The sequence below is a fragment of the Blautia sp. HA3515 genome (assembly GCF_059933065.1).
In genome coordinates this window covers 1-24,500 of the sequence record NZ_JAYFUY010000098.1, presented here as the reverse complement: position 1 = coordinate 24,500, position 24,500 = coordinate 1, and the positions used below count along the sequence as shown (strand labels likewise).

Below are 24,500 nucleotides of genomic sequence, written 5' to 3'. Positions count from 1 at the left end.
ATGAAAAAGGGGAGCTGGCGAAAACCGGCTGAGAGGAAACGTGATTCCGTTTTGACCCGTAACCTGATTTGGATAATGCCAACGTAGGGAAGAGGATGAGTAGTCTCTGCTTTTTGTATGGCAGAGGCTTTTTTTATGGAGGAAAAAAGATTGAGAAATTATACCACACAGATGGATGCTGCAAGGAAAGGCATTGTCACAAAGGAAATGGAGATTGTGGCAAAAAAAGAACATATGACGACAGATGCATTAAGAAAGCTGGTTGGGGAAGGCAAGGTTGCGATCTGCGCAAATAAGAATCACAAATGTCTTGATCCGGAAGGCGTGGGAAGCATGCTTCGCACAAAGATCAATGTTAATCTGGGAGTGTCCCGTGACTGTAAAGACTATGATATTGAGATGGAAAAGGTCATGAGTGCTGTGAAGCTGGGCGCAGAGGCGATTATGGATCTGTCAAGCCATGGCAATACTCAGCCCTTCCGTCAGAAACTGACCCAGGAATGTCCTGTTATGATCGGAACGGTTCCTGTATATGACAGCGTGATCCATTACCAAAGGGATCTGGCAACTTTAACAGCCAAGGATTTTATTGACGTTGTAAGGCTTCATGCCCAGGATGGTGTAGATTTTGTAACGCTGCACTGCGGGATCACAAGGAAAACCATTGATCAGATACGGAATCATAAAAGAAAAATGAATATTGTAAGCCGTGGCGGAAGCCTGGTTTTTGCATGGATGAGCATGACTGGAGAAGAGAATCCATTTTATGAGTATTTTGATGAAATTCTTGATATCTGTGAGGAATATGATGTTACCATTTCCCTTGGGGATGCTTGTCGTCCGGGATGTCTGGCAGATGCAACCGACGTATGTCAGATCGAGGAACTTGTCCGCCTTGGGGAACTGACCAAACGTGCATGGGCGCATAATGTACAGGTTATGGTAGAGGGACCGGGACATGTGCCGCTGGATCAGGTAGCAGCCAATATGAAAGTGCAGCAGACCATTTGTATGGGAGCGCCTTTCTATGTACTTGGGCCTCTTGTAACAGACATTGCACCTGGATATGACCATATTACTGCAGCTATCGGCGGCGCTGTGGCAGCTATGAGCGGAGCTGCTTTCCTTTGCTACGTAACGCCTGCAGAGCATCTGGCTCTTCCTAATGTGGATGATGTTAAGCAGGGGATCATTGCTTCCAAGATCGCAGCCCATGCAGCTGATATTGCCAAGGGCATTCCGGGAGCAAGAGATATTGACGACCGTATGGCAGATGCACGGCAGAAGCTTGATTGGGAAGCTCAGTATGCCTGTGCTCTCGATCCTGAGACTGCAAGACAGATCCGTGACAGCCGTAAGCCGGAAGATGACCACAGCGATACCTGCAGTATGTGCGGTAAATTCTGTGCAGTCCGCAGCATGAACAAGGCTCTGGCAGGGGAGTATATTGATATATTATAAAATAATTATTAAAAAGTCCTTGACTTCTAAGGGAAACCATGGTATTGTATCTAAGTACGTGAGAAAACAAAGCAGAGTTACACTCTCACCTTAGCGCAGTCAGGCGACTTGGGTTAATATTGCACAGCTTATATTTAAAGATGTGATTTGTGTAATAGGTGAAGTGTGGATTCTGTCCGCACTTTTTTCATGTTTAAGGCAGAAGGTTTCCCAGAGAGAAATTGGGAAGCTGGCGGGTGATTTAGTATTTATCTATCAGGTATGGAGGTGCACTACAATTAGCAGTTTAATGATTAACGAACAAATCAGGGACAGAGAAGTACGCTTGATTGGCCCGGACGGAGCACAGCTCGGTATTATGTCCGCAAAGGAAGCAATGTTCAAGGCTCAGGAGGCAGGGCTTGATCTGGTAAAGATTGCCCCCCAGGCTAAACCGCCGGTATGCAAGATCATTGATTACGGTAAATACCGTTACGAACTTGCAAGAAAAGAAAAAGAAGCCAAGAAAAAAACAGAAAACGATTGATGTTAAAGAAGTGCGGCTTTCACCGAATATCGATACAAACGACCTTATGACAAAAGTCAATGCAGCAAGGAAGTTTCTTTCAAAGGGCGATAGGGTGAAAGTAACTCTCAGATTCCGCGGAAGAGAAATGGCTCATATGTCAGCCAGCAAGCATGTGCTTGATGATTTCGCAGATATGCTGAAAGAAGTGGCTAATGTGGAGAAAGCACCTAAGGTGGAAGGCAGAAGCATGACCATGTTCTTAGCTCAGAAGAAATAAATTCAGCAGCATTTATGCCGCAGGGCAGTTCATAATACGAAAATTAAGGAGGAAACTACAATGCCAAAAATTAAAACATGTAGAGCAGCAGCAAAGCGCTTCAAAAAGACAGGTACAGGAAAATTAATGAGAAATAAAGCTTACAAGAGTCATATCTTAACCAAAAAATCTCAGAAGAGAAAAAGAAATCTGAGAAAATCTACTGTTGTTGATTCTACAAATGTTAAGAGCATGAAGAAAGCATTACCATATTTATAAGATACAGATAGAAGACGACGAACAGGAGGAAAATAAGAGATGGCAAGAATTAAAGGCGGATTAAACGCAAAGAAGAAACATAACCGTGTATTAAAACTGGCAAAAGGCTACAGAGGAGCCCGTTCCAAACAGTATAGAATCGCAAAACAGTCTGTAATGAGAGCACTTACAAGCTCTTATGCAGGAAGAAAACAGAAAAAACGTCAGTTCAGAAGTCTGTGGATCGCTCGTATCAACGCTGCAGCAAGAATGAACGGATTATCCTACAGCAAGATGATGCATGGCCTGAAGGTTGCTAATGTTGACATCAACAGAAAGATGCTTGCAGATCTGGCTGTTAATGATGCAGAAGGCTTCAAAGCATTAGCTGAAGTTGCAAAGGCTGCAATCGCATAAGAATCATAAATTCTGGAGTCCAGGGAAAATAATTTCCCTGGATTCTTTTGATTTTTGTACAAAATATCACTTGCAATCAAAATAATGTGATGCTATAATTGCTACATTGAAGTAGTAAAGAGGAAAAGTCATTAGGGAGCCAAAGCCGGCTGGATGGACCAGTGGGCTTTTTGACTATATATAAGACATACATGATCCGGTTTTCCCGCTGGCTTCTTCCTTAAAATCTAAGGAGGAGATTTTATTATGAGAAATCTGAAAAAAGTACTCAGTATTACAGCAGCCGCAGCGATGGCAGTTACATCTATCGCACCTGTATCTGTATTTGCAGATGAGGAAGAGACTTTTAAGATTGGTGTGATCGGACCTATGACCGGTGATTACGCACAGTATGGTACCGGTGTTTACAACGCAGCTAAGATCGCAGCGGATGAGATCAATGAGAATGGTGGATTCAATGGATATAAGGTAGAGATCCTGGATGCAGGTGATGATCAGGGCGATCCGGATAAAGCCATCCATGCATATGATGATCTTCTTGACAAGGGTATGCAGATGCTTTGCGGAACAGTTACATCCGGTGCTTGCATCGCTGTTGCCAGTGAAGCAGCTGACAGCACATTCCTGTTTACACCTTCTGCTACAGCAGTAGAGAGTATTGAGGCAGGCGACAATGAATTCCGTATGTGCTTTACAGATCCTATGCAGGGTACCAAATCTGCAGAGTACATTTCTGAGAAAGGTCTTGCTACAAAGGTAGCTACACTGTATGATTCAGCAGCAGATTACAATGTAGGTGTTCACGATGCATTTGTTGAAGCTTGTGATGAATACGGTCTTGAGCTTGTAGATGATCAGAAATACACCACAGATAGTAATCAGGACTTCTCCGCACAGCTTCAGAGCATTAAGAAGAGCGGTGCAGAGCTTCTGTTCCTTCCTAACTATTATTCTGACAATGCACTCATCCTTCAGCAGGCAAGCGATATCGGTCTTGATATTAAATTCTTCGGAGTTGACGGTATGGACGGTATCCTGAATGTTGAGAACTTTGATACATCCCTTGCAGAGGGCGTTATGCTTCTGACACCTTTCTCTGCTACAGGTGAGGATGAGGCTACCAAGAACTTTGTAAAAGCATATGGTGATGCTAACAACGGTGAGGTTCCGAACCAGTTCGCAGCTGATGCATATGATGTGATCTATGCTATGAAGGCAGCTGCTGATGATGCAGGTATCACACCGGATATGTCCAATGAGGATATCAGTGCAGCAATGTCTGAGTCCATGCTGAACATCACAATTGATGGTCTTACAGGAGAAGCAAAATGGACAGAGGATGGCGAATGTGATAAAGCACCAAAAGCATATGTGATCAAAGATGGTGTTTACGCATCCATGGATGAATAATCCTTTAAACAAAATACAGGGACATTTTCCTGGATATACAGGGAATGGCCGTTAAGCAAACGGGGAGACGGTTAAGATGATTGCCGTCTCCCTCTTGTATTTAAGAAGATCCCGGGGATTTTCTTTAAAGTGACCTGGAGCGTGTCTGAAAATTTACTTCCGGTAAGACCAAGACTTTAGACTATTTACATCCGGGAATGAATTTTCAAGCACGCTCATGAAATACAAATCATTCATATTACGAGGTGGGTTATGAGTTTTTTGGTATATTTAAAAGACGGGATAAACCTTGGAAGTATCTACGCAATGATCGCACTTGGTTATACTATGGTGTATGGAATTGCGAAGATGCTGAATTTTGCCCATGGTGATGTAATCATGGTTGGTGCTTTCGTGATCCTTACCGCCATCACAAAAGCCGGACTGTCACCTGCAGTGGCAATTCTTTTATCTGTTGTGATCTGTACATTGATGGGTGTTGTGATCGAGGCAGTTGCATATCGTCCTCTCCGTAAAGCATCTTCTAATCTGGCAGTTCTGATCACTGCCATTGGTGTCAGCTATCTTCTGCAGAACCTGGCCCTTTTGGTTTTTGGTGCTGATGCGAAGAGCTTTGTTACAGTGATCGATCTTCCGTCTCTGTCTTTGTTTGGTGGAGAGCTGGTGATCAAGGGGATGACGATCCTGACCATTGCTGCATGTATTGTGATCATGGTTGGATTACAGCTTTTTGTTAAGAAGACAAAGCCTGGACGTGCCATGCAGGCAGTTTCCGAGGATCGGGATGCTGCACAGTTGATGGGTGTTAATGTAAATGCAACCATCTCCCTTACTTTTGCTATTGGTTCCGGGCTGGCTGCGATTGCAGGTCTTTTCATGTGTTCTGCATACCCAACTCTTTCTCCTTACACAGGTGCTATGCCTGGTATCAAGGCTTTTGTAGCTGCTGTATTTGGAGGTATTGGATCCATTCCAGGTGCGATGATCGGCGGACTTCTCCTTGGTGTGATCGAGATCTTCAGTAAAGCATATATTTCTTCTCAGGTTGCAGACGCTATTGTGTTTGGAGTCCTGATTATTGTACTCCTTGTAAAACCGGCAGGATTATTCGGTAAGAATATCCAGGAGAAAGTGTGAGGTGGACAAGATGAAGAAAGGTATGAACAAAACATCAAAAAACAATTTTATTACATATGGCATGGTGCTTGTGATCTTTGCTGTTGCACAGACGCTTTCTTCCACAGGAAATCTGTCCAGGCTTCTGACAGGTCTTCTTGTTCCAATCTGTGTATATGTAATTGCAGCCATTTCCCTGAACCTGGTCGTAGGTTATTCCGGTGAACTGAGCCTTGGACATGCAGGCTTTATGTGCGTGGGCGCATATGCAAGTGCAGTATTTTCCCATGTTGCAAGCGATGTGATCCCCTCTGTACCAAGACTGATCATTGCGATTCTCATCGGGGCAGCAGTAGCTGCACTTCTTGGTTTCCTCATCGGCATTCCGGTACTTCGTCTTCGGGGGGATTATCTTGCTATCGTAACACTTGCTTTTGGTGAGATCATTAAGAACCTGATCAATATTTTGTATGTGGGTGTGGACAGCAAAGGCCTTCACGTTACTACAAGTTCCGGTGCGCTTCAACTGGAGCCGGGCGGAAAGCAGATCATTAAGGGTGCACTTGGTATTTCCAAGACAGCTACACTTTATAAGGATATTAAAGGCTACTTTTTCCTGATCGGTGTGATCCTGGTACTGGTGTCTCTGTTTGTTGTGCAGAACCTGGTAAATTCCAGAAGCGGCCGTGCCATTACGGCTACCAGGGATAATCGTATTGCTGCAGAGTCCATTGGCATCAATGTAACCAAGAACAAACTGCTTGCTTTTACCATTTCAGCAGCGATTGCAGGTGTGGCAGGTGTGCTTTATGCACATAACCTTTCCATGCTGAAGGTTTCTGTATTTGACTATAACCTGTCCATTACCTTCCTGGTTTACGTGATTCTTGGCGGTATTGGTAATCTTCGTGGTTCCATCATTGCTACTATTATCCTGTACGCCCTTCCGGAGCTGCTTCGTGGATTCTCCACATACCGTATGCTGATCTATGCAATCATTATGATCATCATGATGCTGTTTAACTGGGCACCTGCTGCAAGGGATTTCAGAAGCAGAGTGGCCGATAAATTTAAAAAACATGGAAAAGAAAAGGAGGCGGCTTGATCATGGCTATCTTAGACGTTAAAAACCTGTCCATTCAGTTTGGCGGCCTTCATGCAGTTGATAATTTTAATATTCAGATCAATCAGGGAGAATTATATGGTCTGATCGGACCTAACGGAGCAGGAAAAACAACTGTATTCAATCTTCTTACTGGTGTATATAAGCCTACTGAAGGGATCATCAAGCTGGACGGCGTTGATATTACAGGTAAAAATCCTATTGAGATCAATAAAGCAGGTATTGCAAGGACCTTCCAGAATATCCGTCTGTTTAAGGATATGACAGTGCTGGACAATGTAAAGGCAGGTCTGAACAACAATTATAAGTATTCTACCTTTACAGGTATATTCAGATTTCCAAAATATTTTAAGGTTGAGAAGCAGATGAATGAAAAGGCTATGGAGCTTCTGAAAGTGTTCGGCCTTGATACTTTTGCAGATTATCTTGCAGGCAACCTGCCTTATGGTGAACAGCGTAAGCTGGAGATCGCCAGGGCGCTTGCTACAGAACCCAAGCTGCTTCTTCTGGATGAACCTGCAGCAGGTATGAACCCTAATGAGACTCAGGAACTGATGGATATGATCCGTTTTGTACGTGACCATTTCAATATGACGATCCTGCTGATCGAGCATGATATGAAGCTGGTAGGCGGTATCTGCGAGGAACTGACTGTTCTTAACTTTGGTCAGGTTCTTTGCCAGGGCAAGACAGCACAGGTGCTGAAAGATCCGGCCGTTATCACAGCATATCTGGGAGAGTAAGGAGGAAACGAAAATGGCAATGTTAGAAGTAAAAGATTTGCACGTATATTATGGTGTGATCCATGCATTGAAGGGGATTTCCTTTGAAGTAAACCAGGGAGAGGTTATTGCACTGATCGGTGCTAATGGCGCAGGAAAAACCACCACCCTTCAGACGCTGACAGGTCTTCTTAGTGCAAAAGAAGGCTCCATCACTTTTGAAGGCAAGGATATTACAAAGATTCCTGCCCATAAGATCGTGGAACTTGGAATTGCCCATGTACCGGAAGGAAGAAGGGTATTTTCCGATCTGAGTGTTTATGAGAATCTGATCATGGGAGCTTACACAAGAAAGAACAAGGCTGAGATCCAGGAAAGCCTTGCCGGTATTTATAAGCGTTTCCCCAGACTGGAAGAGCGTAAAGGGCAAAGAGCAGGTACCTTATCAGGTGGTGAGCAGCAGATGCTTGCCATGGGTCGTGCGCTGATGAGCAAACCAAAGCTGATCGTCATGGATGAACCATCTATGGGTCTTTCCCCTATTTTTGTAAATGAGATCTTTGATATTATACGTGTAGTAAGCGAGAGCGGTACAACCGTTCTTCTTGTAGAACAGAATGCTAAGAAGGCCCTTACCATTGCAGACCGTGCATATGTGCTGGAGACCGGAAGGATCAGCATGAGCGGAAAAGCCAGTGATCTGCTTAATGATCAGGCTGTACAGAAGGCATATCTGGGAGAATAAGGAGGGACGACATGAGTAATTATGTGATTACCATTGCAAGACAGTATGGCAGCGGCGGCCGTACAGTAGGCGAGATGCTTTCCAAGAAGCTGGGGATTTCCTATTATGATAAGGACATTATCCGTATGGCTTCTGACGACAGTGGGATCCATGAAACACTTTTTGGAAGAGTGGATGAGTACAGTAGTGCCAAGCCGCCTCTTTTCAAGAAAGAAAGCATTTACACAGGAGATTTGATCCCGCCACACAGCAAAGAATTCACATCTGATGAGAATCTTTTCAATTATCAGGCCAAAACGATCCGCCATCTGGCAGAGACTGAGTCCTGTGTGATCATTGGACGTTGTTCCAATTATGTACTGAAGGATTATCCCAATGTTTTAAGCGTGTTTATTCATGCATCCTGGGAATTCCGTATGGAGAAGGCAGCAGAGAAGCTGAGCAAAACACCAAGAGAGATTGAGAAATTCCTCCAGAAGGACGATAAACGTAAGTTTGAATACTGTCGCAGATTTACAGGCAAAGAGTGGACAGATGCCACCAATTACGATCTGTGTCTTGACAGCAGCAAGCTTGGTTACGATAAGTGCGTAGAGGAAATCGAACACAGGCTGGCACTTCTTCGGGAGAAGCTTAAATAAATCTTTGAATACAACATCAGTATAATCACGTATATAGATGGCGGGAACTTCAGGGTTCCCGCTATTCTTTTGCACTTGTGGGGAATCAGTATGAAATATGCATCAGCGCTTCCCATAGTCTATTCAGGAATAATCTGCATATAGTATAGGAAAAGACGGAGTGGATTTCAAAATGGGGAAGAACTGGATCAAGAAGATCAGAACGATAGCAGCTGCACTCACATGGAGTCTGTTCCTGGCAGCAGTAGGAGTGGGCGCAGGAGCTTTCAATCGGGAAAAAAAGCAGGCCAGCCAGGTGGTGCAGATAGAAAAGCCAAAGGTTGCCCTTACATTTGACGATGGACCCAATAAAAAATATACACCGGTTCTTTTAAAAGAATTAGAGAAAAGAGGAATCCATGCCTCTTTTTTTCTTATGGGTAAAAACATTCCGGGAAATGAAAAGCTGGTGCAACAGATGCAAAAGGAAGGACATCTGTTGGGAAACCATACCTATAATCATGTAGAATTGGATAAAATCCCTGTTGCCCAGGCCAGAACTGAGGTAGAAAGAACCAGTAATGAAATATACAAGATCACTGGGGTGTATCCCCAGTATGTACGTCCTCCCTTTGGAGCCTGGCCGAAAAATTTTGATCTTTTGGTGACTATGTTCCCTGTTCTTTGGGATGTGGACACATTGGACTGGAAAAGCAAAAATGTGGATTGTATTATGAGTCTGGTACGATCTCAGGTAAAAGACGGTTCTATTATCCTGATGCATGACGGCTACCAGACTTCTGTGGATGCAGCCGTGCAGATCATGGATGAGCTGCTGGAGCGTGGCTACGAATTTGTCACTGTGGATCAGCTGCTGATCCTGTAAAAACCTGGAACATATGTACTTTTACTGATTTTTCTGTTATAATTCCAATCATGAGGCAGATGAAAAGTGAACAGCAAGGAAAAAGTTCTTCAGATGGGAGTTACAGATATATGGATTTATTTGAATATGCAAAATCAAAAACAATGGAAAGAGAGTCCCCTCTTGCGTCCAGACTTCGCCCAAGAACTCTGGATGAGGTGGTGGGACAGCAGCATATTGTGGGTAAGGACAAGCTGCTTTACCGGGCGATCAAGGCTGACAAGCTGACTTCAGTTATATTCTACGGACCGCCGGGAACAGGTAAAACCACTTTGGCAAAGGTGATCGCCAATACTACAAGCGCCAGCTTTACCCAGATCAATGCCACTGTGGCAGGGAAGAAAGATATGGAAGAGGTTGTAAAGCAGGCACAGGATACTCTTGGCATGTACGGTAAGAAAACAATCCTGTTCATTGATGAGATCCATCGTTTTAACAAAAGCCAGCAGGACTATCTGCTTCCTTTTGTGGAGGATGGAACAGTGATCCTGATCGGTGCCACTACAGAGAATCCCTATTTTGAGGTGAACGGCGCTCTTTTATCCAGATCTATTGTATTTGAACTGAAGGCCCTGGAAATACCGGAGATCAAGGAACTGATCCTGCGGGCTGTCCAGGATACAGAAAGAGGAATGGGCAGCTACCAGGCTATGATCGATGAGGATGCCCTGGATTTTCTGGCAGATATGGCAGGGGGAGATGCAAGAAGTGCATTGAATGCTATTGAACTGGGGATCCTTACTACACCAAGGGGAGAGGACGGGAAGATCCATATTACTCTTGAAGTGGCTTCTGAGTGCATCCAGAAGCGGGTGGTACGTTATGACAAGAACGGGGATAATCACTACGATATTATATCTGCTTTCATTAAAAGTATGCGGGGATCAGATCCGGATGCAGCCGTTTATTATCTTGCCAAGATGCTGTATGCAGGGGAAGATGTGAAATTTATTGCAAGAAGGATCATGATCCTGGCATCTGAGGATATTGGAAATGCAGATCCTCAGGCGATTCAGGTAGCTGTGGCAGCGGCCCAGGCTGTGGAGCGTGTAGGCATGCCGGAGTCACAGATCATTCTGGCCCAGGCAGCTGCATATATGGCATGTGCCCCCAAAAGCAATTCAGCAGTAAATGCTATTTTTGCAGCTATGGATTCTGTAAAACATAAGCGTACAACAGTGCCTGCCCATTTGCAGGATGCCCATTATGGCGGTCATGAGAAGCTTGGCCATGGCATTGGCTATAAGTATGCACACGATTATCCCAATCATTATGTGGAGCAGCAGTATCTGCCTTCTGAGATCCTTGGGGAAACTTTTTATGAATTAAGTGATATGGGATATGAGAAAAAACTAAAAGAACATATGAAGAAGATCCGGGAGCAGGCTTAAGAAGAACATATTCTGCCGGAGTATAGAGAAACAGATATAAAAGTGGAGGGGCTTATAACAGCTCCTCCATTAATTTATCATAGATTTTCTGGTATTTTAAAGGCCAGGCCTTACATACCGCTTCCGCAGCTTCCAGTGTGGGAACGGAAATATTCAGGTCGATCAGGGATACGTTTTTCTCAAGAAGCTGACAGCGTACAGAGTAGTTTCCCTGGGATGTGATATAATAATCAGCAGGGGTAACAATAGAATTCTGTACTTCATAACCGGCTGTTTTCAGAAATTCGGATACATCTTTACGGATCTCCGGTGAAAGGTCAGACTCAAAAAAAGAAAGGGTGTTTACACCATCAGAGGTGATCTGGTAATAAGAGGAATTGGACTTTACCCGCTTATAGATCAGTCCTGCCTCCACAAGCTCGGAGATAGCCTGCTGAAGATGAAAATAATTGGTATAATCCCGGTCAAGGATAAATTCAGAAAGCTGAGAATTGGTAAGCTCCGTGTCTGAATGGGACAGCATGTACAAAATAATAAGCTTATATACTGTAAATGGTGTTTCCATACGATCAACCTCCTAAAATTGTATTTATACTTGGGTAAAAGCTTTGCCCTGATAGCTTCCCTTCTCCTTCATCTGGTGATGGAGAAGATTCAGCACTTCCCGTTTCCTGGAAGCCCACAAAGGGGCGATCAGCAGATCCTTAGGGCCATCTCCTGTTACCCGGTGGATCACAATGGAAGGATCCAGGTGTTCCAGACAGCGGATCACCAGGTCAATATATTCCTCACGGTCCAGTACGGAAAACTTTCCAGCCTGATAATCAGCAGCCAAATCTGTACCGGAAAGCACATGGAGAAGCTGAAGCTTGATCCCCTGGATCTGACAGGTGTTCAGGTACTTCATGGTTTCAAGAACATCCTTGGAAGTCTCCCCCGGAAGTCCCAGGATGGTATGCACGATCACTTCCAGTCCTGCCTGATGAAGGCTTTGCATGGCCTGGTCAAAACAGGAAAGAGGGTAGCCTCTGCGGATATATCTGGCTGTATGCTCATGGATGGTCTGAAGACCAAGCTCTACCCACACAGGCTTGATCTGATTCAGCCTGGAAAGCAGCCGGATCACAGGCTCTTCCAGACAGTCCGGCCTGGTGCCGATGGATAAGGCGCAGATATCCGGGCTTTGGATGGCTTCTGTGAATATTTTCTCCAGATATTCTACTGGAGCATAGGTATTAGTGTAAGCCTGAAAATAGGCAATATACTTATGGATTGGGCGTTTAGCAGACACTATCTGGATCTGCTGCCGGATCTGTTCCGTAATGGAAAGGGAAGCACTGGCAGCAAAATCACCGCTGCCTCCTGCACTGCAGAAAATACAGCCTCTTTCCCAATCTTACCGTCACGGTTGGGACAGGTCATGCCGCCGTTCAGTGTAACCTTGTATATCTTTTCTCCGAACCGCTGCCGAAGCATATAGTCAAGGGAATGATAAGGCTTGCCGTTCCAACTGGTCATGAACCGGATACCTGGGAATCATCCTCCTGTTCCAGCTGGTCTTCCTCTGCCGGTGTGTTTTCTTTTGGAATATAATTATCAAAAATCTTTACAAAAAAGTGAGAATTGATATAGGCAATAGCGGCAAAACCAATAAGAACAAAAAGCAAAAGCACCAGGGATTGAACCTTAAATGTAGGAATATACAGGATGGCAACCGGCAGTGCTGTGATCAGAAGCATCAAAAGCGTATATGGAAGATGACGGATCGCCATCAGGAATGCGTTGATAAAGGTATTCTTAGTGGTGTTGTAAAACTTGGCAAGTACTGGGTAAATATAAATAAATACCATTACGTAAAGCAGCAGGATCATCATGAAGATTACAGAAAGTGCCTTACCAGGAAGGCCACTCATGCTTTTGGAGATGGTCAGGTCAAAATACAGAAGTGCGCCTGTTACCAGCATGATCAGGTTGATGATAATGGACTGCTTTAAATTCTGTTTGAACGCACTTGAAGAAGCTTTTGGCAATGTAGGCTTCTTCGTTGCGCACCATCTTCAGGGTAACATAGAACATGGCGGTAATGGATGTGCCTGCTGTGATAATGGGGAGACAACAGAGTATACATAGCAGGTTCAGGATGATCAGGTCGCTGACTCTGCTCATAAAAGTAAAAAATCTGTTATCCATATCAAAAAAACGTCCCATATAAAAAAACCTCCTAAAATATCAATATGGTATAGTATGATTTTGGTGTTAAAACACAAAATCGTCAGATTACACGGATTGTTTCGTGCTTTGCACTCCACGCTGCAATCATAGTATAACGAATCTATGGGTAAAAAGCAATTGGAAGATTGGTTGAGTTTTAGGACGAAAATGTCTTTGATGAATGGGAGAATTTTGGTATAATATGAGAAAAGGGGTTTGCTAGATATAGCCGGCAGGGGGAGTTGTGCGTATGGGAAAACAGACACAGGATAGGCAGACAGGTATGGCTGATGGTGGTTGCAGTACTGGTTGCAGTCCTTTTCATTTTTTTCTATCTCTTTCTTATTATAATAAAATCATGGAAAATGCAGGCGCCATGTCAGAAGAACTGAATCAGGTCTATAAATATCAGTATGAAATGATCGTTGACAGTCGAAATGAAACCTTCTGGCAGGATGTATACAAGAATGCAAGAAAAGAAGCACTGGCCAACAGCGCTGTGTTTGGAACTGAAAAGCACTAGAGAACGGCGGTGATTATACTAAAATGGACTATATGGACATGAGTATTGCCTCACGGGTAGACGGGATCATCCTGGAGTACAATGGAGAAAAGGGTATGCAGGAAAAGATCGATGAGGCAGTGGAAAAGGGGATCCCTGTGGTGATCATTGCCAATGATGCCACAAAGAGTACCAGACAGTCCTTTGTGGGAATCAATGATTACCAGCTGGGCCAGGTATACGGAGAACAGGTGGCAAAGCTGATCGATCCTTCCACCTCAAGGGTGATGCTTCTTTTGAACCGGGAACAGGAACTTGGACAGAATCAGATCTATGCCCAGATCTACAGTGCCATTGAGAAGAAGGCTGGCAATGATCAGCGGATCAAAATACAGACCCGCAATATTTTGTCTTATAAGTCGGTTTGATACAGAAGAAGAGATCCGCAGTATTTTCCAGTCACCGGAAGGACCGCCTCAGATCCTGCTCTGTCTGGATGAGGTTACGACCAAGTGTGCGTATCAGGCCATGATCGATTACAATATGGTAGGAGATGTAAAGATCATTGGATATTATACCTCCAGGACGATAATGGATGCTGTCAGGAAAGGGCTGATCCCTGTGACCATCAGCATGAATGTGGAGCAGATTGGGAAATACAGTATTGAAGCTCTCACAGAATATTGGGAAGAAGGCAGAACAAATGCCTATTATAATGTGGATCTGGATGTGATCGCCAGTACAAAGGACGAGACATAAGACAACTTAAGGACAGGGGAATTTGAATGAATAAAACAAGAAAAAAACTGAGATGGAAGGATCTTTCCCTTGCAGTAAAGGTTTTGATACAGGTAATCATAGTGGCTGTGATCCTTTTTGGCACAAATACACTTCTGTATTGGCAGATGAACCGTACCATGCAGACACTGGATACTGTATATGCCAGCAATGTGAATATTACAGAGCTTGCCCAGTCCCTGGAAAAGGTTCAGATCGGTATGTACGATTATCTTACGGTGAAGTCTTCAGATACGTTGGAGAATTATTACCGTTATGAGGAGAATTACAGGAAGCTTCTGGAAAAGCTGAATGAACAGGTAATGGAGAATCCGGTAAAGCTTCTGGAGCGTAATATACGGAATATGTCAGAAACCTATCTGGCTTATACGGCAGAAACAGTGCAGGCAAAGCGTGGGCGGAATGTGGAGAAGTATAAGGATTCTTATGGGGAAGCCCTGCAGGTATATCATTACCTGAAGACTTACATCGGAGATCTGAATGGACAGCAGTTTCTGAATAACTCTTCAAGCTATCAGGCTCTCCAAAATGCTATCTGGTATCTGGAGATCGTAAGTTCAGTACTTCTTATTATGGTTATGGGGATCTGCATGCTGATGCTGTATCTGATGGTAAAGAGCGTATCCGCCCCGCTTACAAAGCTGGCAGCTACGGTAAAGCTGGTAGGGCAGGCCAATTTTAATGTGAAAATGCCTTCCACAGATGCAGGAGATGAGGTTGGTGTACTGACAAGAACCTTTAATTCTATGGTATCAAGTCTGGAAGAATATGTGAATCTTACCAAGGAGAATATGGTAAAAGAACAGAAAATGATGGAGCGGGAGCTTCTTATGACGAATCATTTGAAGGAAGCGCAGCTAAAGTATCTGCAGTCACAGATCAATCCTCATTTTCTTTTCAATTCCCTGAATGCAGGGGCACAGCTGGCTATGATGGAGGATGCAGAGAAAACCAGTATTTTTGTGGAGAAGATGGCAGATTTCTTTCGCTACAATGTAAAAAAAGGCAGTGAAGATGCCACGCTTCAGGAGGAAGTGGAGGCAGTGGAGAATTATATCTACATTTTAAATGTACGCTTTTCCGGGGATATTCATTATACAACAGATGTGGATGAAGCTGTGCTTGACTGCAGGATTCCCAGCATGATCCTACAGCCGATCGTGGAAAATGCTGTGAATCATGGTATCCGGAATATTGACTGGGAAGGTAGGATCCATTTGTGTATCAGACGAAAAGAAGAGCTGTTCTATACAGATCAGTGTAAAAGATAACGGAAAAGGTATTTCCAGGGAACGAATCCGGCAGATATTGGATGGAGAGATTACCAGTGAGGAAGAAGCAGGGGATTCCACAGGTGTAGGTATGAACAATGTGATCAGCAGGCTGGAATTGTATTATGGAGAAAAAGGCCTGCTGTCCATCCAAAGCCAGGGAGAAGATCTGGGAACAGAAGTGATCATACAGATTCCGGACAGTACCAGATGCTAAAACACTTCATGGAAGCAGGGAAAGGAAAAGTAAATGTACAGAATATTAATCGCAGATGATGAAGGGATCATGGTAGAATCCCTTAAAACTATTATTACCAGCAGTTTTGGGGATGAATGTGAGATAGCCTGCGCAAAAACCGGAAGGGCAGTGGTAGAACAGGCAGAAAGCTTCCGGCCGGATATTGCACTGGTGGATATTCAGATGCCGGGGCTGAACGGGATCCAGGCTATTAAAGAGGTTAGAAAGTTTAACCAGAACACTATTTTTATTGTTATTTCAGCATATGACAAATTTCATTATGCACAGGAAGCCATTAATCTTGGGGTTCTGGAATATCTGATGAAGCCTGTGAATAAGAAGAAGATCCTGGAAGTCTGCACAAAGGCTATGCAGCTGGTGGATGAGACAAGGAGGAAGCGAAGCGATGACCTGAAGATCCGTGAAAAGCTGGAGATCGTAGTGCCTGTGATCGAGTCTGGTTATATATATAATCTTCTGCTTCTTGACGAATTCCATACATACCAAAGTAATTATCAGGTGCTGCTGAATATTACACAGGAATATGCTTTTATGGTGGTAGTGGAATTTGGAGACAGTGTGGAGAACGGCGTGCTTACCAATGCAGTAGGAGCCAGTGTAAAGGCTAACAAATTCTATACGGAGTTTCGGGAGATCGCCAAAAGCTTTCTGGACTGTCTGGTAGGGCCTGTGATGGGAAATCGTATCATCCTTCTTGTGCCATATCAGACGGGGAGTGTAGAGTATGAGGAACGTGTGGAGATCCTTACCAGAATGCGTAATATGCTCCATCGTCTGGAAAACAGGATCGACTGTAAATTCAGAGGCGGGATTGGAAGAGTCAAGTCCTGGGAAAATGTGAAGGATTCTTACACTGAGGCTTTGCGTGCATTGCGGGAAGGAGACAGCCATGTGGTGCATATTAATGATATTCCTATTGTAAAGGATTATGACGGAGAATACCCACTGGAATTGGAAAATCGTTTTCTTCAAAGAGCAATGGAACCGGATTATGCAGGGGCAATGGATACAGCCAACCGGTTTTTTGACTGGATGCTGGAGCATTACCGGGAATATAGGGAAGACATTGAGATCAAAGTGCTGGAACTGGTAATGAGGATAGAGCATACTGCGTTTTTTAAGGGCGGAGTGAAGTATGGTTTCCGTTACAGAGAGAACTACCTGAAAGAGATCCATGGATGCAGGGATTATGAAGAATTACGGAACTGGTTTTTGGAGAAAACAGCCCACGTATGCCAGAGCATGGCAACTACAAAGGAAAAGGAATCCGAGTCTGTAGTTGCAAAAGCCAGGAATTATATTGATGAAAATTATAATAAGGACATTTCTCTTGATGAAGTTTCCAGAATGGTGGATATCAGTCCGTATTATTTCAGTAAGTTATTTAAGCAGGAACAAGGTGAGGGCTTTGTGGAGTATCTGACCAGGATCAGGATGACAAATGCCAGACAGCTTCTAAAGAATCAGAAGTACAGTATTAAAGAGATCTGCAGTATGTGTGGGTACAGTGATCCCAATTATTTCAGCAGGATCTTTAAACGGTATGAAGGAGCAACCCCCAGTGAATTCAGGGAAAGATTAGGATAGAGTCAAACGATCTGCGAAAGAATCAGTAAAACAAAAATGCGCAGATGAAGATGAGGGTAGGAGCAGCAATATGAAGAGATTGAAAAATATAATATGTCTGTTTTTGTGTATATGTGTTCTTGGAACTGGATGTGGAAGCAAGACTACAGAAAGAACACTGGAAAGCGGGCAGCAGGAAGAAGATAATAATAACAAAGAAGATCAGGAAGTAAAGATCGGGTTCAGTTTTGATTCCTTTGTGATCGAACGTTGGATCCGTGACAGGGATGTATTTGTTTCCACAGCGAAAAAGCTGGGAGCTTCTGTGAATGTGCAGAATGCAAATGGCAGTGTTCAGGAACAGATTTCCCAGATCCAGTATCTGATCGATAAAAACGTGGATGTTCTTGCAGTGGTGGCTGCAGACTGTGCGGCCTTGTCTGATGTGATGCATGCTGCAAAGGAAAAGGGGATCAAAACCATCAGTTATGACCGCCTGATCCTGAACGGAGATACAGGTCTGCATGTTTCTTTTAATAACAAAGCAGTAGGCACTTTAATGGGAAAGGAAACTGAAACGTGATCATGCCCGGATGGGGGACAGATCATTATGATCCAGGGGGCTGAAGAAGATAATAATGTGAAGCTGGTGTATCAGGGCTTTATGGGGAGGAATTGGGAAGACAGTAATCTGGAAGTGGTTTATGAAGCACATTGTAAAGGCTGGAGCAGCAGTAGCTGGCTGTGGATTATCTGGATGAAGCACTGGAAAAATATCCGGATGTAAGCGGGGTCATGTGCGGGAATGATGATATAGCAGCTCAGGTAGTACGTGTTCTGGCAGAACACAGACTTGCGGGAAAAGTACAGGTGGTGGGACAGGACGGAGACCTAGCTGCCTGCCAGAGGATCGTGGAAGGCACCCAGACAATGACCGCTTTTAAATCAGTTGAGCTTCTGGCAAAGGTAGCAGCCAGGTATGCAGTCAGTATGGCAAAGGACGAAAAGCTGTCCAGGATCAACAGCAGTATCAATGATGGCTCTGGGGATATTCCTTTTTGTATGCTTCAGCCTATTTCCGTTACCAGCCGGAATATGGATGAGATCATTATTGAGGGAGGCTATCATTCCGTAGAAGATGTGTATCTGAATGTTCCCAGGGAGGACTGACTGGAATAAAAAGTCAATAGGATTTTTTTGTGGCAAAAATGTCTTGCTTATGGCAGGGCATTTTTTGTTTTCCGTAAATAATCCGATATGTTGGCAACTATGTCCTGTATTGCCCGTGCTAAGATAACATCATCAAAAATGAATGTACCGAGAAGGTATAAGATTAAAGGGAGGATTTACAAAATGAAAAGAAAATTATTTGCTGCAACTCTTTGTGCATCAATGGTAGCTGGTCTGGTAGTAGTTCCTACAGTTGCACACGCTGATGAAAGCAAGGGACTGATCGGTGTTGCAATGCCTACCCAGGATCTTCAGAGATGGAACCAGGACGGCGAGAACATGAAGAAAGAGCTGGAAGCAAAAGGCTATGAAGTAGATCTGCAGTATGCAGGCAATGAAGTCAGCACACAGGTTTCCCAGGTAGAGAATATGATCGCTAACGGAGATCAGCTTCTTGTGGTTGCTTCCATCGAAGGTGATTCTCTTGGAACCGTTCTTGCTCAGGCAAAAGAAAATAATATCCCGGTTATCTCCTATGACCGTCTGATCATGAACACAGATGCGATTTCCTACTATGCAACATTTGATAACTATCTTGTTGGTAAGACACAGGGCCAGTTCCTGGTAGATGCTCTGGATCTGGACAATACAGATGGACCTTACAACATTGAGTTCGTTACAGGTGATCCTGGTGACAACAATGTAAACTTCTTCTTCGGCGGCGCTATGGACGTTCTTCAGCCATACATTGATGAAGGAAAGCTGGTTGTTCCGTCCGGACAGATGACAAAGGATGAGGTTGCTACAGCAAACTGGTCAACAGAAACTGCACAGTCCAGATTTGAGAATATCCTTTCTTCCTACTATGCAGATGGAACAAATCTTGACGCTGTTCTTGCATCCAATGACTCCACAGCACTTGGTGTAGAGAATGCTCTTGCAGCAAACTACACAGGCGAATATCCGATCATCACAGGTCAGGACTGCGACATTGCAAACATGCCGAATATCATTGATGGAAAACAGGCTATGTCCGTATTCAAAGATACACGTACACTGGCATCCAAGGTTGTTGAAATGGTTGATGCTATCATGCAGGGCGGCGAGGCTCCTGTAAACGATACAGAGACATATGACAACGGTACAGGCGTTATTCCTTCATTCCTTTGCGAGCCTGTAGTATGCACAGCTGACAACTACAAAGAACTTCTTGTTGATTCCGGATATTACACAGAGGATCAGTTGAAATAATCAGTTTCATATGAACTGACATAATAAGTAATATTTTTGAGGCTGCCGCATAAAACGTCTTCTGGCTGTTTGTGCGACAGCCCCAGTTTTAAAAATAATGGTTTCTGGATTAAATTGGGAAAGTCTGGAGGGAAAAATTTTGGCAAAGATACTGTTGGAAATGAAGAATATCACCAAAACATTCCCCGGTGTGAAAGCGCTAGATAACGTGAATCTACAGGTAGAGCAGGGCGAGATCCATGCGCTGGTAGGAGAAAACGGTGCCGGGAAATCGACTTTGATGAATGTTCTTTCGGGAATTTATCCTCATGGTTCTTATGAAGGCGATATCATTTATGACGGAGAAATCTGTAATTTCCATGATATTAAAGACAGTGAGGCAAAAGGAATTGTAATTATCCATCAGGAACTGGCTCTGATACCATATATGACCATCGGAGAAAATATGTTCCTTGGAAATGAGCGTGGAAAAAAAGCTGCCATCAACTGGGACGAGACATATCGGCTGGCAGAGAAATATACAAAACAGGTAGGTCTTACAGATTCTGTAAGGACTTATATCAAAGACATTGGAGTAGGCAAGCAGCAGCTGGTAGAGATTGCAAAGGCTCTGGCCAAGAATGCTAAGCTTCTGATCCTGGATGAGCCTACTTCATCTTTGAACGAGGCGGATTCCAGGCACTTCTGGATCTGCTTCTTAAATTAAAAAAAGAAGGGCTGACCTCCATCATTATTTCACATAAGCTGAATGAGGTTTCCTATGTGGCAGATAAGATCACAGTGATCCGTGACGGCTCTACCATTGAAACACTGACAAAGGGTGTGGATGATTTCTCAGAGGAGAGGATCATTAAAGGTATGGTAGGCCGTGAGATCGCTGACCGTTTCCCAAAACGGCCAGGGGTAAAGATCGGTGATGTGCGTATGGAAGTTAAGAACTGGAATGTGTACCATCCACTGTACAATGAGCGGAAAGTTGTGGACAATGTATCCCTGAATGTGCGTAAAGGTGAGGTTGTAGGTATTTCCGGATTGATGGGAGCAGGACGAACAGAGCTTGCCATGAGTATTTTCGGAAAAAGCTATGGAACCAATATTAGTGGACAGCTTTTTATTAACGGAAAAGAAGTTCATCTGAAAAGTGCCAGGGATGCCATCGAGCACAAGCTGGCCTATGTGACAGAGGATAGAAAAGGCGATGGTCTGATCCTCAGTAATTCCATCAAGAATAATACCAGTCTGGCAAATCTGGCAGGTATCAGTAATCATGGGGTCATTGACCAGGACAAAGAGTATGCTGTAGCAGTGGAATATAAGGACAAGCTGAAAACCAAATGTCCTACAGTTGAACAGAATGTGGGCAACCTAAGCGGTGGAAACCAGCAGAAGGTGCTTCTTGCAAAATGGATGTTTGCAGATCCGGACATCCTGATCCTGGATGAGCCTACCCGAGGGATTGATGTTGGTGCAAAGTATGAGATTTACTGTATCATTAACAGTCTTGTGGCAGAAGGCAAATCTGTGATCATGATTTCCTCTGAGCTTCCCGAGGTTCTTGGAATGTCAGACAGGATCTATGTAATGAATGAAGGCAGAATTGCAGGAGAATTATCCTCAGAAGAAGCTTCCCAGGAAGTGATCATGACCTGCATTATGCAGTCAAGCAAAGGAGAGTAAAAATGGATAAGACAAAGTTTAAAGAAGGTTTTCAGAAATATACAATGATCATTGTCCTGGTGCTTGTAACTATATTTTTCGCATGGGGAACACAGGGCAAGATTCTTCTTCCCCAGAATATTAACAACCTGATCTCACAGAACGCATACGTATTTGTACTGGCAACCGGTATGCTGCTGTGTATCCTCACAGGAGGAAACATTGACCTTTCTGTTGGATCCGTAGTATGTTTTGTAGGTGCCCTGTGCGGCATTTTTATGGAAAATATGAACCTTCCAGATGGAGTAGCCATTATTCTGGCACTTCTTATTGGTACACTCATCGGAGCATGGCAGGCATTCTGGATCGCTTATGTAAGAATCCCTCCTTTTATTGTTACACTGGCAGGAATGCTGATGTTCCGTGGGTTGTCCAACGTGGTTCTTCAGGGAAAAACATTGCCGATCAAATCTGAGACTTTCGTAAAACTGTTTGGCGGCGGTGCAAACTGTTATATTCCGGATTTTCTTGGCGGAGAGGACGGACTTAATAAAGTCGCTCTTGCTGTAGGAATTCTTGCATGTGCGATCTATGTGATCCTTACCGTCAGAACTTACATGAATCGTAAGAAAAACGGTTATGACGCAGGAAGTGCTGTGGCTGTATACGGAAAAATGATCCTGATCGTAGCAGTGATCATGGCTGTATGTATAAAACTGGCACAGTACAAAGGTGTTCCTACTTCCCTTGTATGGGTTATTCTGGTGGTAATTGTTTATGGCTATATTACCAGTAAAACAACTGTTGGACGTCATTTCTATGCAGTTGGCGGTAATGAGAAAGCGACCAAGCTTTCCCGGTATTAATACAAACAAAGTTTACTTCATTGCTTATGCAAATATGGGCTTCCTTGCAGGTCTTGCAGGTCTTCTTACAGTAGCACGTATGACATCTGCTCAGCCTACATATGGACAGAACTATGAAATGGATGCGATTGGCTCCTGCTTTATCGGTGGTGCATCTGCTTACGGTGGAACAGGTACTGTACCTGGAGTTGTTGCAGGTGCTGTGCTGATGGGTATTATCAACCAGGGTATGAGTATCATGGGTACTGACCAGAATATGCAGAAGGTTGTTAAAGGTGCGGTGCTTCTGGCAGCAGTTATCTTTGATGTAGTAAGTAAGAGAAAGTCCTTTATTGCAAAATAAGGGCAGAGAAACAGGTCTCTCAAGCATTAGTTGTTAAAATAATATTCTCTCGAGACGCGAAACAGGGTATTGTCTTTGGACAGTATCCTTGTTTTGCTTTCCTGAAAAAATGTGTTATACTATGAAGACTGACAGGAAATCAGGAGGAGTGAGAAGATTATGGAATACAATTTCGAAGCTGATCTGCACACACATACCATTGCCAGCGGACATGCTTACAACACGATCCGTGAAATGGCACGGGCAGCAGCAGATAAAGGACTGAAAGCACTGGGGATCACGGAGCATGCGCCTAAGCTGCCGGGAACCTGCCACAGGTTTTATTTTGATAATCTGAAGATCGTTTCAAGAGAAATGTATGGGATTCGGCTTTTTCTTGGAAGTGAGGTAAATATTATGGACAGCCGGGGAACCCTGGACATGTCAGATAAGCTGCTTAATTCTATGGATATTGTGATCGCCAGCCTTCATATTGCCTGCACAGAGCCTGGGACAGTGGAGGAGAATACACAGGCTTACCTGAATACGATCAAAAATCCATATGTAGACATTATCGGCCATCCGGATGACGGACGTTTTCCAGTGGATTACCAGGCAGTGGTGCAGGCGGCCAAGGATTATGGCAAGGTTCTGGAGTTAAATAATCATTCTCTGGATCCTGCCGGCTGCAGAGAGGAATCGCATGGGAGAATGACCGTAAGATGTTAAAGCTGTGCAAGGAGTATCAGGTACCTATTGTGGTAGACAGTGATGCTCATTTTGATGAACTGATCGGCAGATTTGAGTATGCAGTACGCCTTTTGAATGAAATGGACTTTCCAAAGGAATTGGTGCTGAATCGTTCTTATGAACTGCTTTGCCAGTATCTGGAGAGGTAAGCTGGACAGGAATATCTGGGAAATTACAGAAAAATCCCTTGCTTATCACAGTTTAGCGTGTTAAAATAATAAAAGATAATGCCATTCAGTAATGTATTGGAAAAGGGAACGAATGGAAATAAAACATATGCAGCTGCAGTTGCTGTAAAGGAGTAAGACTATGGGAAAAAATATCAGAACAGAGGCAGTTGACCATCTTTTTGAGGCAATCCTGTGTTTGAAGGATGAGGAAGAATGCTACACATTGTTTGAGGATGTGTGTACCATTAATGAGCTTTTATCCTTATCACAGAGATTTGAGGTGGCGAAGATGCTGATGGATAAGCGCACATACCTGGACATTTCAGAGAAGACAGGAGCATCCACCGCTACGATCAGCCGTGTGAATCGTTCATTGAATTATGGTAATGACGGTTATGAAATGGTATTTGCCAGAATGAAAGCAAAAGAAGAGCAGGAATAAAAACTGAAATATATTAGATGACAATATATATGATCAGGAAACGTACCACGTAAAAACAGACGACTGTCAGTTTCAGTCGTCTGTTTTTTTGGAAGATTTTTTACGCTCTTTTTTGGTATCACCAGGGACCATCTGGTCGATCAGCTTTTCGATGATCATTTTTTTGACGTATACGTCAAAGCTTAATTCACATATAAAGGAAAACCTTCGGAGAAATTCCTGATCCTGGGGATCTGCATCCTGAAAAGTTTTGGATGAAACAGAAAAATCCCGAAGAAGATTCTTCTCCATCTGTTCAATATGGTTTTTCTCCA

25 protein-coding genes and 6 pseudogenes are annotated in these 24,500 nt (G+C 43.8%); 26 read left to right on the top strand and 5 right to left on the bottom strand.

Annotation, left to right across the window (positions count from 1 at the left end; translation table 11 throughout):
- Positions 1-150 precede the first annotated feature (150 nt).
- The 12 genes and pseudogenes from thiC (at position 151) to R1Y93_RS08715 (ending at position 10,952) form a co-directional block, all read left to right on the top strand.
- Positions 151-1,461, top strand: coding sequence for a phosphomethylpyrimidine synthase ThiC (gene thiC, locus R1Y93_RS08770; protein ID WP_158421881.1), 1,311 nt, complete (start codon positions 151-153; stop codon positions 1,459-1,461).
- Between the two features lie 289 nt (positions 1,462-1,750).
- A pseudogene (gene infC / locus R1Y93_RS08765) lies at positions 1,751-2,246 on the top strand (translation initiation factor IF-3).
- A gap of 60 nt (positions 2,247-2,306) precedes the next feature.
- On the top strand, positions 2,307-2,504 hold the full coding sequence (gene rpmI / locus R1Y93_RS08760; RefSeq protein WP_158421855.1) for a 50S ribosomal protein L35: 198 nt from the start codon (positions 2,307-2,309) through the stop codon (positions 2,502-2,504).
- A gap of 39 nt (positions 2,505-2,543) precedes the next feature.
- On the top strand, positions 2,544-2,900 hold the full coding sequence (gene rplT / locus R1Y93_RS08755) for a 50S ribosomal protein L20 (protein WP_158421856.1): 357 nt from the start codon (positions 2,544-2,546) through the stop codon (positions 2,898-2,900).
- Between the two features lie 246 nt (positions 2,901-3,146).
- Positions 3,147-4,310, top strand: a complete 1,164-nt coding sequence (locus R1Y93_RS08750) for an ABC transporter substrate-binding protein (RefSeq protein WP_500822518.1) — start codon at positions 3,147-3,149, stop codon at positions 4,308-4,310.
- Between the two features lie 252 nt (positions 4,311-4,562).
- The gene (locus R1Y93_RS08745; RefSeq protein WP_294528023.1) at positions 4,563-5,447 is read left to right on the top strand and encodes a branched-chain amino acid ABC transporter permease; all 885 of its coding nucleotides are present in this window, start codon (positions 4,563-4,565) and stop codon (positions 5,445-5,447) included.
- A gap of 10 nt (positions 5,448-5,457) precedes the next feature.
- Complete coding sequence (locus R1Y93_RS08740) at positions 5,458-6,531, top strand: branched-chain amino acid ABC transporter permease (protein WP_500822528.1); 1,074 nt, start codon at positions 5,458-5,460, stop codon at positions 6,529-6,531.
- Positions 6,532-6,533: 2 nt separating this feature from the next.
- On the top strand, positions 6,534-7,292 hold the full coding sequence (locus tag R1Y93_RS08735) for an ABC transporter ATP-binding protein (RefSeq protein WP_500822517.1): 759 nt from the start codon (positions 6,534-6,536) through the stop codon (positions 7,290-7,292).
- Between the two features lie 13 nt (positions 7,293-7,305).
- A complete protein-coding gene (locus R1Y93_RS08730; RefSeq protein WP_500822516.1) occupies positions 7,306-8,016 on the top strand; it encodes an ABC transporter ATP-binding protein in 711 nt (236 codons plus the stop codon).
- A gap of 11 nt (positions 8,017-8,027) precedes the next feature.
- A complete protein-coding gene (locus tag R1Y93_RS08725) occupies positions 8,028-8,657 on the top strand; it encodes a cytidylate kinase-like family protein (protein WP_500822515.1) in 630 nt (209 codons plus the stop codon).
- Between the two features lie 160 nt (positions 8,658-8,817).
- A complete protein-coding gene (locus R1Y93_RS08720) occupies positions 8,818-9,522 on the top strand; it encodes a polysaccharide deacetylase family protein (RefSeq protein ID WP_500822514.1) in 705 nt (234 codons plus the stop codon).
- A gap of 110 nt (positions 9,523-9,632) precedes the next feature.
- Positions 9,633-10,952, top strand: a complete 1,320-nt coding sequence (locus tag R1Y93_RS08715) for a replication-associated recombination protein A (RefSeq protein ID WP_500822513.1) — start codon at positions 9,633-9,635, stop codon at positions 10,950-10,952.
- A 52-nt stretch (positions 10,953-11,004) separates the two neighbouring features.
- On the opposite strand, the gene R1Y93_RS08710 is transcribed toward R1Y93_RS08715, so the two are convergent.
- From R1Y93_RS08710 to R1Y93_RS08695, 4 genes and pseudogenes are all read right to left on the bottom strand, one after another.
- Positions 11,005-11,517 carry a DUF4364 family protein gene (locus tag R1Y93_RS08710; RefSeq protein ID WP_500822512.1) on the bottom strand — a complete coding sequence of 171 codons (513 nt, stop codon included), beginning with the start codon at positions 11,515-11,517 and terminating at the stop codon, positions 11,005-11,007.
- A gap of 24 nt (positions 11,518-11,541) precedes the next feature.
- Positions 11,542-12,470, bottom strand: a pseudogene (gene mnmL, locus R1Y93_RS08705) (tRNA modification radical SAM protein MnmL/YtqA).
- Complete coding sequence (locus R1Y93_RS08700) at positions 12,467-12,982, bottom strand: YesL family protein (RefSeq protein WP_500822511.1); 516 nt, start codon at positions 12,980-12,982, stop codon at positions 12,467-12,469. Before R1Y93_RS08700 ends, mnmL begins: the two are co-directional and overlap by 4 nt.
- Positions 12,885-13,118, bottom strand: coding sequence for a YesL family protein (locus tag R1Y93_RS08695; protein WP_500822527.1), 234 nt, complete (start codon positions 13,116-13,118; stop codon positions 12,885-12,887). Before R1Y93_RS08695 ends, R1Y93_RS08700 begins: the two co-directional genes overlap by 98 nt.
- A 295-nt stretch (positions 13,119-13,413) precedes the next feature.
- Between R1Y93_RS08695 and R1Y93_RS08690 the strand changes: the two genes are divergently transcribed.
- The 14 genes and pseudogenes from R1Y93_RS08690 to R1Y93_RS08625 all read left to right on the top strand — a co-directional run bounded on the left by R1Y93_RS08690 (position 13,414) and on the right by R1Y93_RS08625 (position 24,186).
- The gene (locus R1Y93_RS08690; RefSeq protein ID WP_500822510.1) at positions 13,414-13,686 is read left to right on the top strand and encodes a hypothetical protein; all 273 of its coding nucleotides are present in this window, start codon (positions 13,414-13,416) and stop codon (positions 13,684-13,686) included.
- A gap of 23 nt (positions 13,687-13,709) precedes the next feature.
- On the top strand, positions 13,710-14,093 hold the full coding sequence (locus R1Y93_RS08685) for a substrate-binding domain-containing protein (RefSeq protein WP_500822509.1): 384 nt from the start codon (positions 13,710-13,712) through the stop codon (positions 14,091-14,093).
- The gene (locus tag R1Y93_RS08680) at positions 14,038-14,424 is read left to right on the top strand and encodes a hypothetical protein (RefSeq protein WP_500822508.1); all 387 of its coding nucleotides are present in this window, start codon (positions 14,038-14,040) and stop codon (positions 14,422-14,424) included. Before R1Y93_RS08685 ends, R1Y93_RS08680 begins: the two co-directional genes overlap by 56 nt.
- Positions 14,425-14,450: 26 nt before the next feature.
- A complete protein-coding gene (locus R1Y93_RS08675; protein WP_500822507.1) occupies positions 14,451-15,734 on the top strand; it encodes a histidine kinase in 1,284 nt (427 codons plus the stop codon).
- Positions 15,643-15,951: a sensor histidine kinase gene (locus R1Y93_RS08670; protein ID WP_500822506.1), complete on the top strand. Its 309-nt coding sequence runs from the start codon at positions 15,643-15,645 to the stop codon at positions 15,949-15,951. Before R1Y93_RS08675 ends, R1Y93_RS08670 begins: the two co-directional genes overlap by 92 nt.
- 33 nt (positions 15,952-15,984) lie before the next feature.
- Positions 15,985-17,580 carry a response regulator gene (locus R1Y93_RS08665; RefSeq protein WP_500822505.1) on the top strand — a complete coding sequence of 532 codons (1,596 nt, stop codon included), beginning with the start codon at positions 15,985-15,987 and terminating at the stop codon, positions 17,578-17,580.
- A gap of 70 nt (positions 17,581-17,650) precedes the next feature.
- Complete coding sequence (locus R1Y93_RS08660; protein ID WP_500822504.1) at positions 17,651-18,142, top strand: substrate-binding domain-containing protein; 492 nt, start codon at positions 17,651-17,653, stop codon at positions 18,140-18,142.
- A 27-nt stretch (positions 18,143-18,169) separates the two neighbouring features.
- The gene (locus tag R1Y93_RS08655) at positions 18,170-18,346 is read left to right on the top strand and encodes a hypothetical protein (RefSeq protein WP_500822503.1); all 177 of its coding nucleotides are present in this window, start codon (positions 18,170-18,172) and stop codon (positions 18,344-18,346) included.
- Entirely contained in the window at positions 18,304-18,729 is a 426-nt protein-coding gene (locus R1Y93_RS08650) for a substrate-binding domain-containing protein (RefSeq protein WP_500822502.1), read from the top strand. Before R1Y93_RS08655 ends, R1Y93_RS08650 begins: the two co-directional genes overlap by 43 nt.
- Positions 18,730-18,951: 222 nt before the next feature.
- Positions 18,952-19,980: a multiple monosaccharide ABC transporter substrate-binding protein gene (gene chvE, locus R1Y93_RS08645; RefSeq protein ID WP_500822526.1), complete on the top strand. Its 1,029-nt coding sequence runs from the start codon at positions 18,952-18,954 to the stop codon at positions 19,978-19,980.
- A gap of 139 nt (positions 19,981-20,119) precedes the next feature.
- A pseudogene (mmsA, locus tag R1Y93_RS08640) lies at positions 20,120-21,657 on the top strand (multiple monosaccharide ABC transporter ATP-binding protein).
- 2 nt (positions 21,658-21,659) lie between these two features.
- Positions 21,660-22,845 (top strand): annotated as a pseudogene (gene mmsB, locus R1Y93_RS08635) (multiple monosaccharide ABC transporter permease).
- A 159-nt stretch (positions 22,846-23,004) separates the two neighbouring features.
- Positions 23,005-23,723, top strand: a pseudogene (locus R1Y93_RS08630) (phosphatase).
- A 160-nt stretch (positions 23,724-23,883) separates the two neighbouring features.
- Positions 23,884-24,186, top strand: a complete 303-nt coding sequence (locus R1Y93_RS08625) for a YerC/YecD family TrpR-related protein (protein WP_500822501.1) — start codon at positions 23,884-23,886, stop codon at positions 24,184-24,186.
- A 72-nt stretch (positions 24,187-24,258) separates the two neighbouring features.
- On the opposite strand, the pseudogene R1Y93_RS08620 reads toward R1Y93_RS08625, so the two are convergent.
- Positions 24,259-24,500 (bottom strand): annotated as a pseudogene (locus tag R1Y93_RS08620) (DUF1836 domain-containing protein); the annotation flags it as partial.

What these genes read in the sequence shown, in the direction of transcription:
- R1Y93_RS08655 (WP_500822503.1), top strand. Translation starts at nt 18,170, where the DNA reads ATGATCCAGGGGGCTGAAGAAGATAATAATGTGAAGCTGGTGTATCAG.
- R1Y93_RS08675 (WP_500822507.1), top strand. Translation starts at nt 14,451, where the DNA reads ATGAATAAAACAAGAAAAAAACTGAGATGGAAGGATCTTTCCCTTGCA.
- R1Y93_RS08690 (WP_500822510.1), top strand. Translation starts at nt 13,414, where the DNA reads ATGGGAAAACAGACACAGGATAGGCAGACAGGTATGGCTGATGGTGGT.
- rplT (WP_158421856.1), top strand. Translation starts at nt 2,544, where the DNA reads ATGGCAAGAATTAAAGGCGGATTAAACGCAAAGAAGAAACATAACCGT.
- rpmI (WP_158421855.1), top strand. Translation starts at nt 2,307, where the DNA reads ATGCCAAAAATTAAAACATGTAGAGCAGCAGCAAAGCGCTTCAAAAAG.
- R1Y93_RS08660 (WP_500822504.1), top strand. Translation starts at nt 17,651, where the DNA reads ATGAAGAGATTGAAAAATATAATATGTCTGTTTTTGTGTATATGTGTT.
- R1Y93_RS08725 (WP_500822515.1), top strand. Translation starts at nt 8,028, where the DNA reads ATGAGTAATTATGTGATTACCATTGCAAGACAGTATGGCAGCGGCGGC.
- chvE (WP_500822526.1), top strand. Translation starts at nt 18,952, where the DNA reads ATGGTAGCTGGTCTGGTAGTAGTTCCTACAGTTGCACACGCTGATGAA.
- R1Y93_RS08710 (WP_500822512.1), bottom strand. Translation starts at nt 11,517, where the DNA reads ATGGAAACACCATTTACAGTATATAAGCTTATTATTTTGTACATGCTG.
- R1Y93_RS08740 (WP_500822528.1), top strand. Translation starts at nt 5,458, where the DNA reads ATGAAGAAAGGTATGAACAAAACATCAAAAAACAATTTTATTACATAT.
- R1Y93_RS08670 (WP_500822506.1), top strand. Translation starts at nt 15,643, where the DNA reads ATGGTATCCGGAATATTGACTGGGAAGGTAGGATCCATTTGTGTATCA.
- R1Y93_RS08685 (WP_500822509.1), top strand. Translation starts at nt 13,710, where the DNA reads ATGGACTATATGGACATGAGTATTGCCTCACGGGTAGACGGGATCATC.
- R1Y93_RS08695 (WP_500822527.1), bottom strand. Translation starts at nt 13,118, where the DNA reads ATGAGCAGAGTCAGCGACCTGATCATCCTGAACCTGCTATGTATACTC.
- R1Y93_RS08730 (WP_500822516.1), top strand. Translation starts at nt 7,306, where the DNA reads ATGGCAATGTTAGAAGTAAAAGATTTGCACGTATATTATGGTGTGATC.
- R1Y93_RS08665 (WP_500822505.1), top strand. Translation starts at nt 15,985, where the DNA reads ATGTACAGAATATTAATCGCAGATGATGAAGGGATCATGGTAGAATCC.
- R1Y93_RS08750 (WP_500822518.1), top strand. Translation starts at nt 3,147, where the DNA reads ATGAGAAATCTGAAAAAAGTACTCAGTATTACAGCAGCCGCAGCGATG.
- R1Y93_RS08735 (WP_500822517.1), top strand. Translation starts at nt 6,534, where the DNA reads ATGGCTATCTTAGACGTTAAAAACCTGTCCATTCAGTTTGGCGGCCTT.
- R1Y93_RS08715 (WP_500822513.1), top strand. Translation starts at nt 9,633, where the DNA reads ATGGATTTATTTGAATATGCAAAATCAAAAACAATGGAAAGAGAGTCC.
- R1Y93_RS08625 (WP_500822501.1), top strand. Translation starts at nt 23,884, where the DNA reads ATGGGAAAAAATATCAGAACAGAGGCAGTTGACCATCTTTTTGAGGCA.
- R1Y93_RS08680 (WP_500822508.1), top strand. Translation starts at nt 14,038, where the DNA reads ATGATCAGCGGATCAAAATACAGACCCGCAATATTTTGTCTTATAAGT.
- R1Y93_RS08745 (WP_294528023.1), top strand. Translation starts at nt 4,563, where the DNA reads ATGAGTTTTTTGGTATATTTAAAAGACGGGATAAACCTTGGAAGTATC.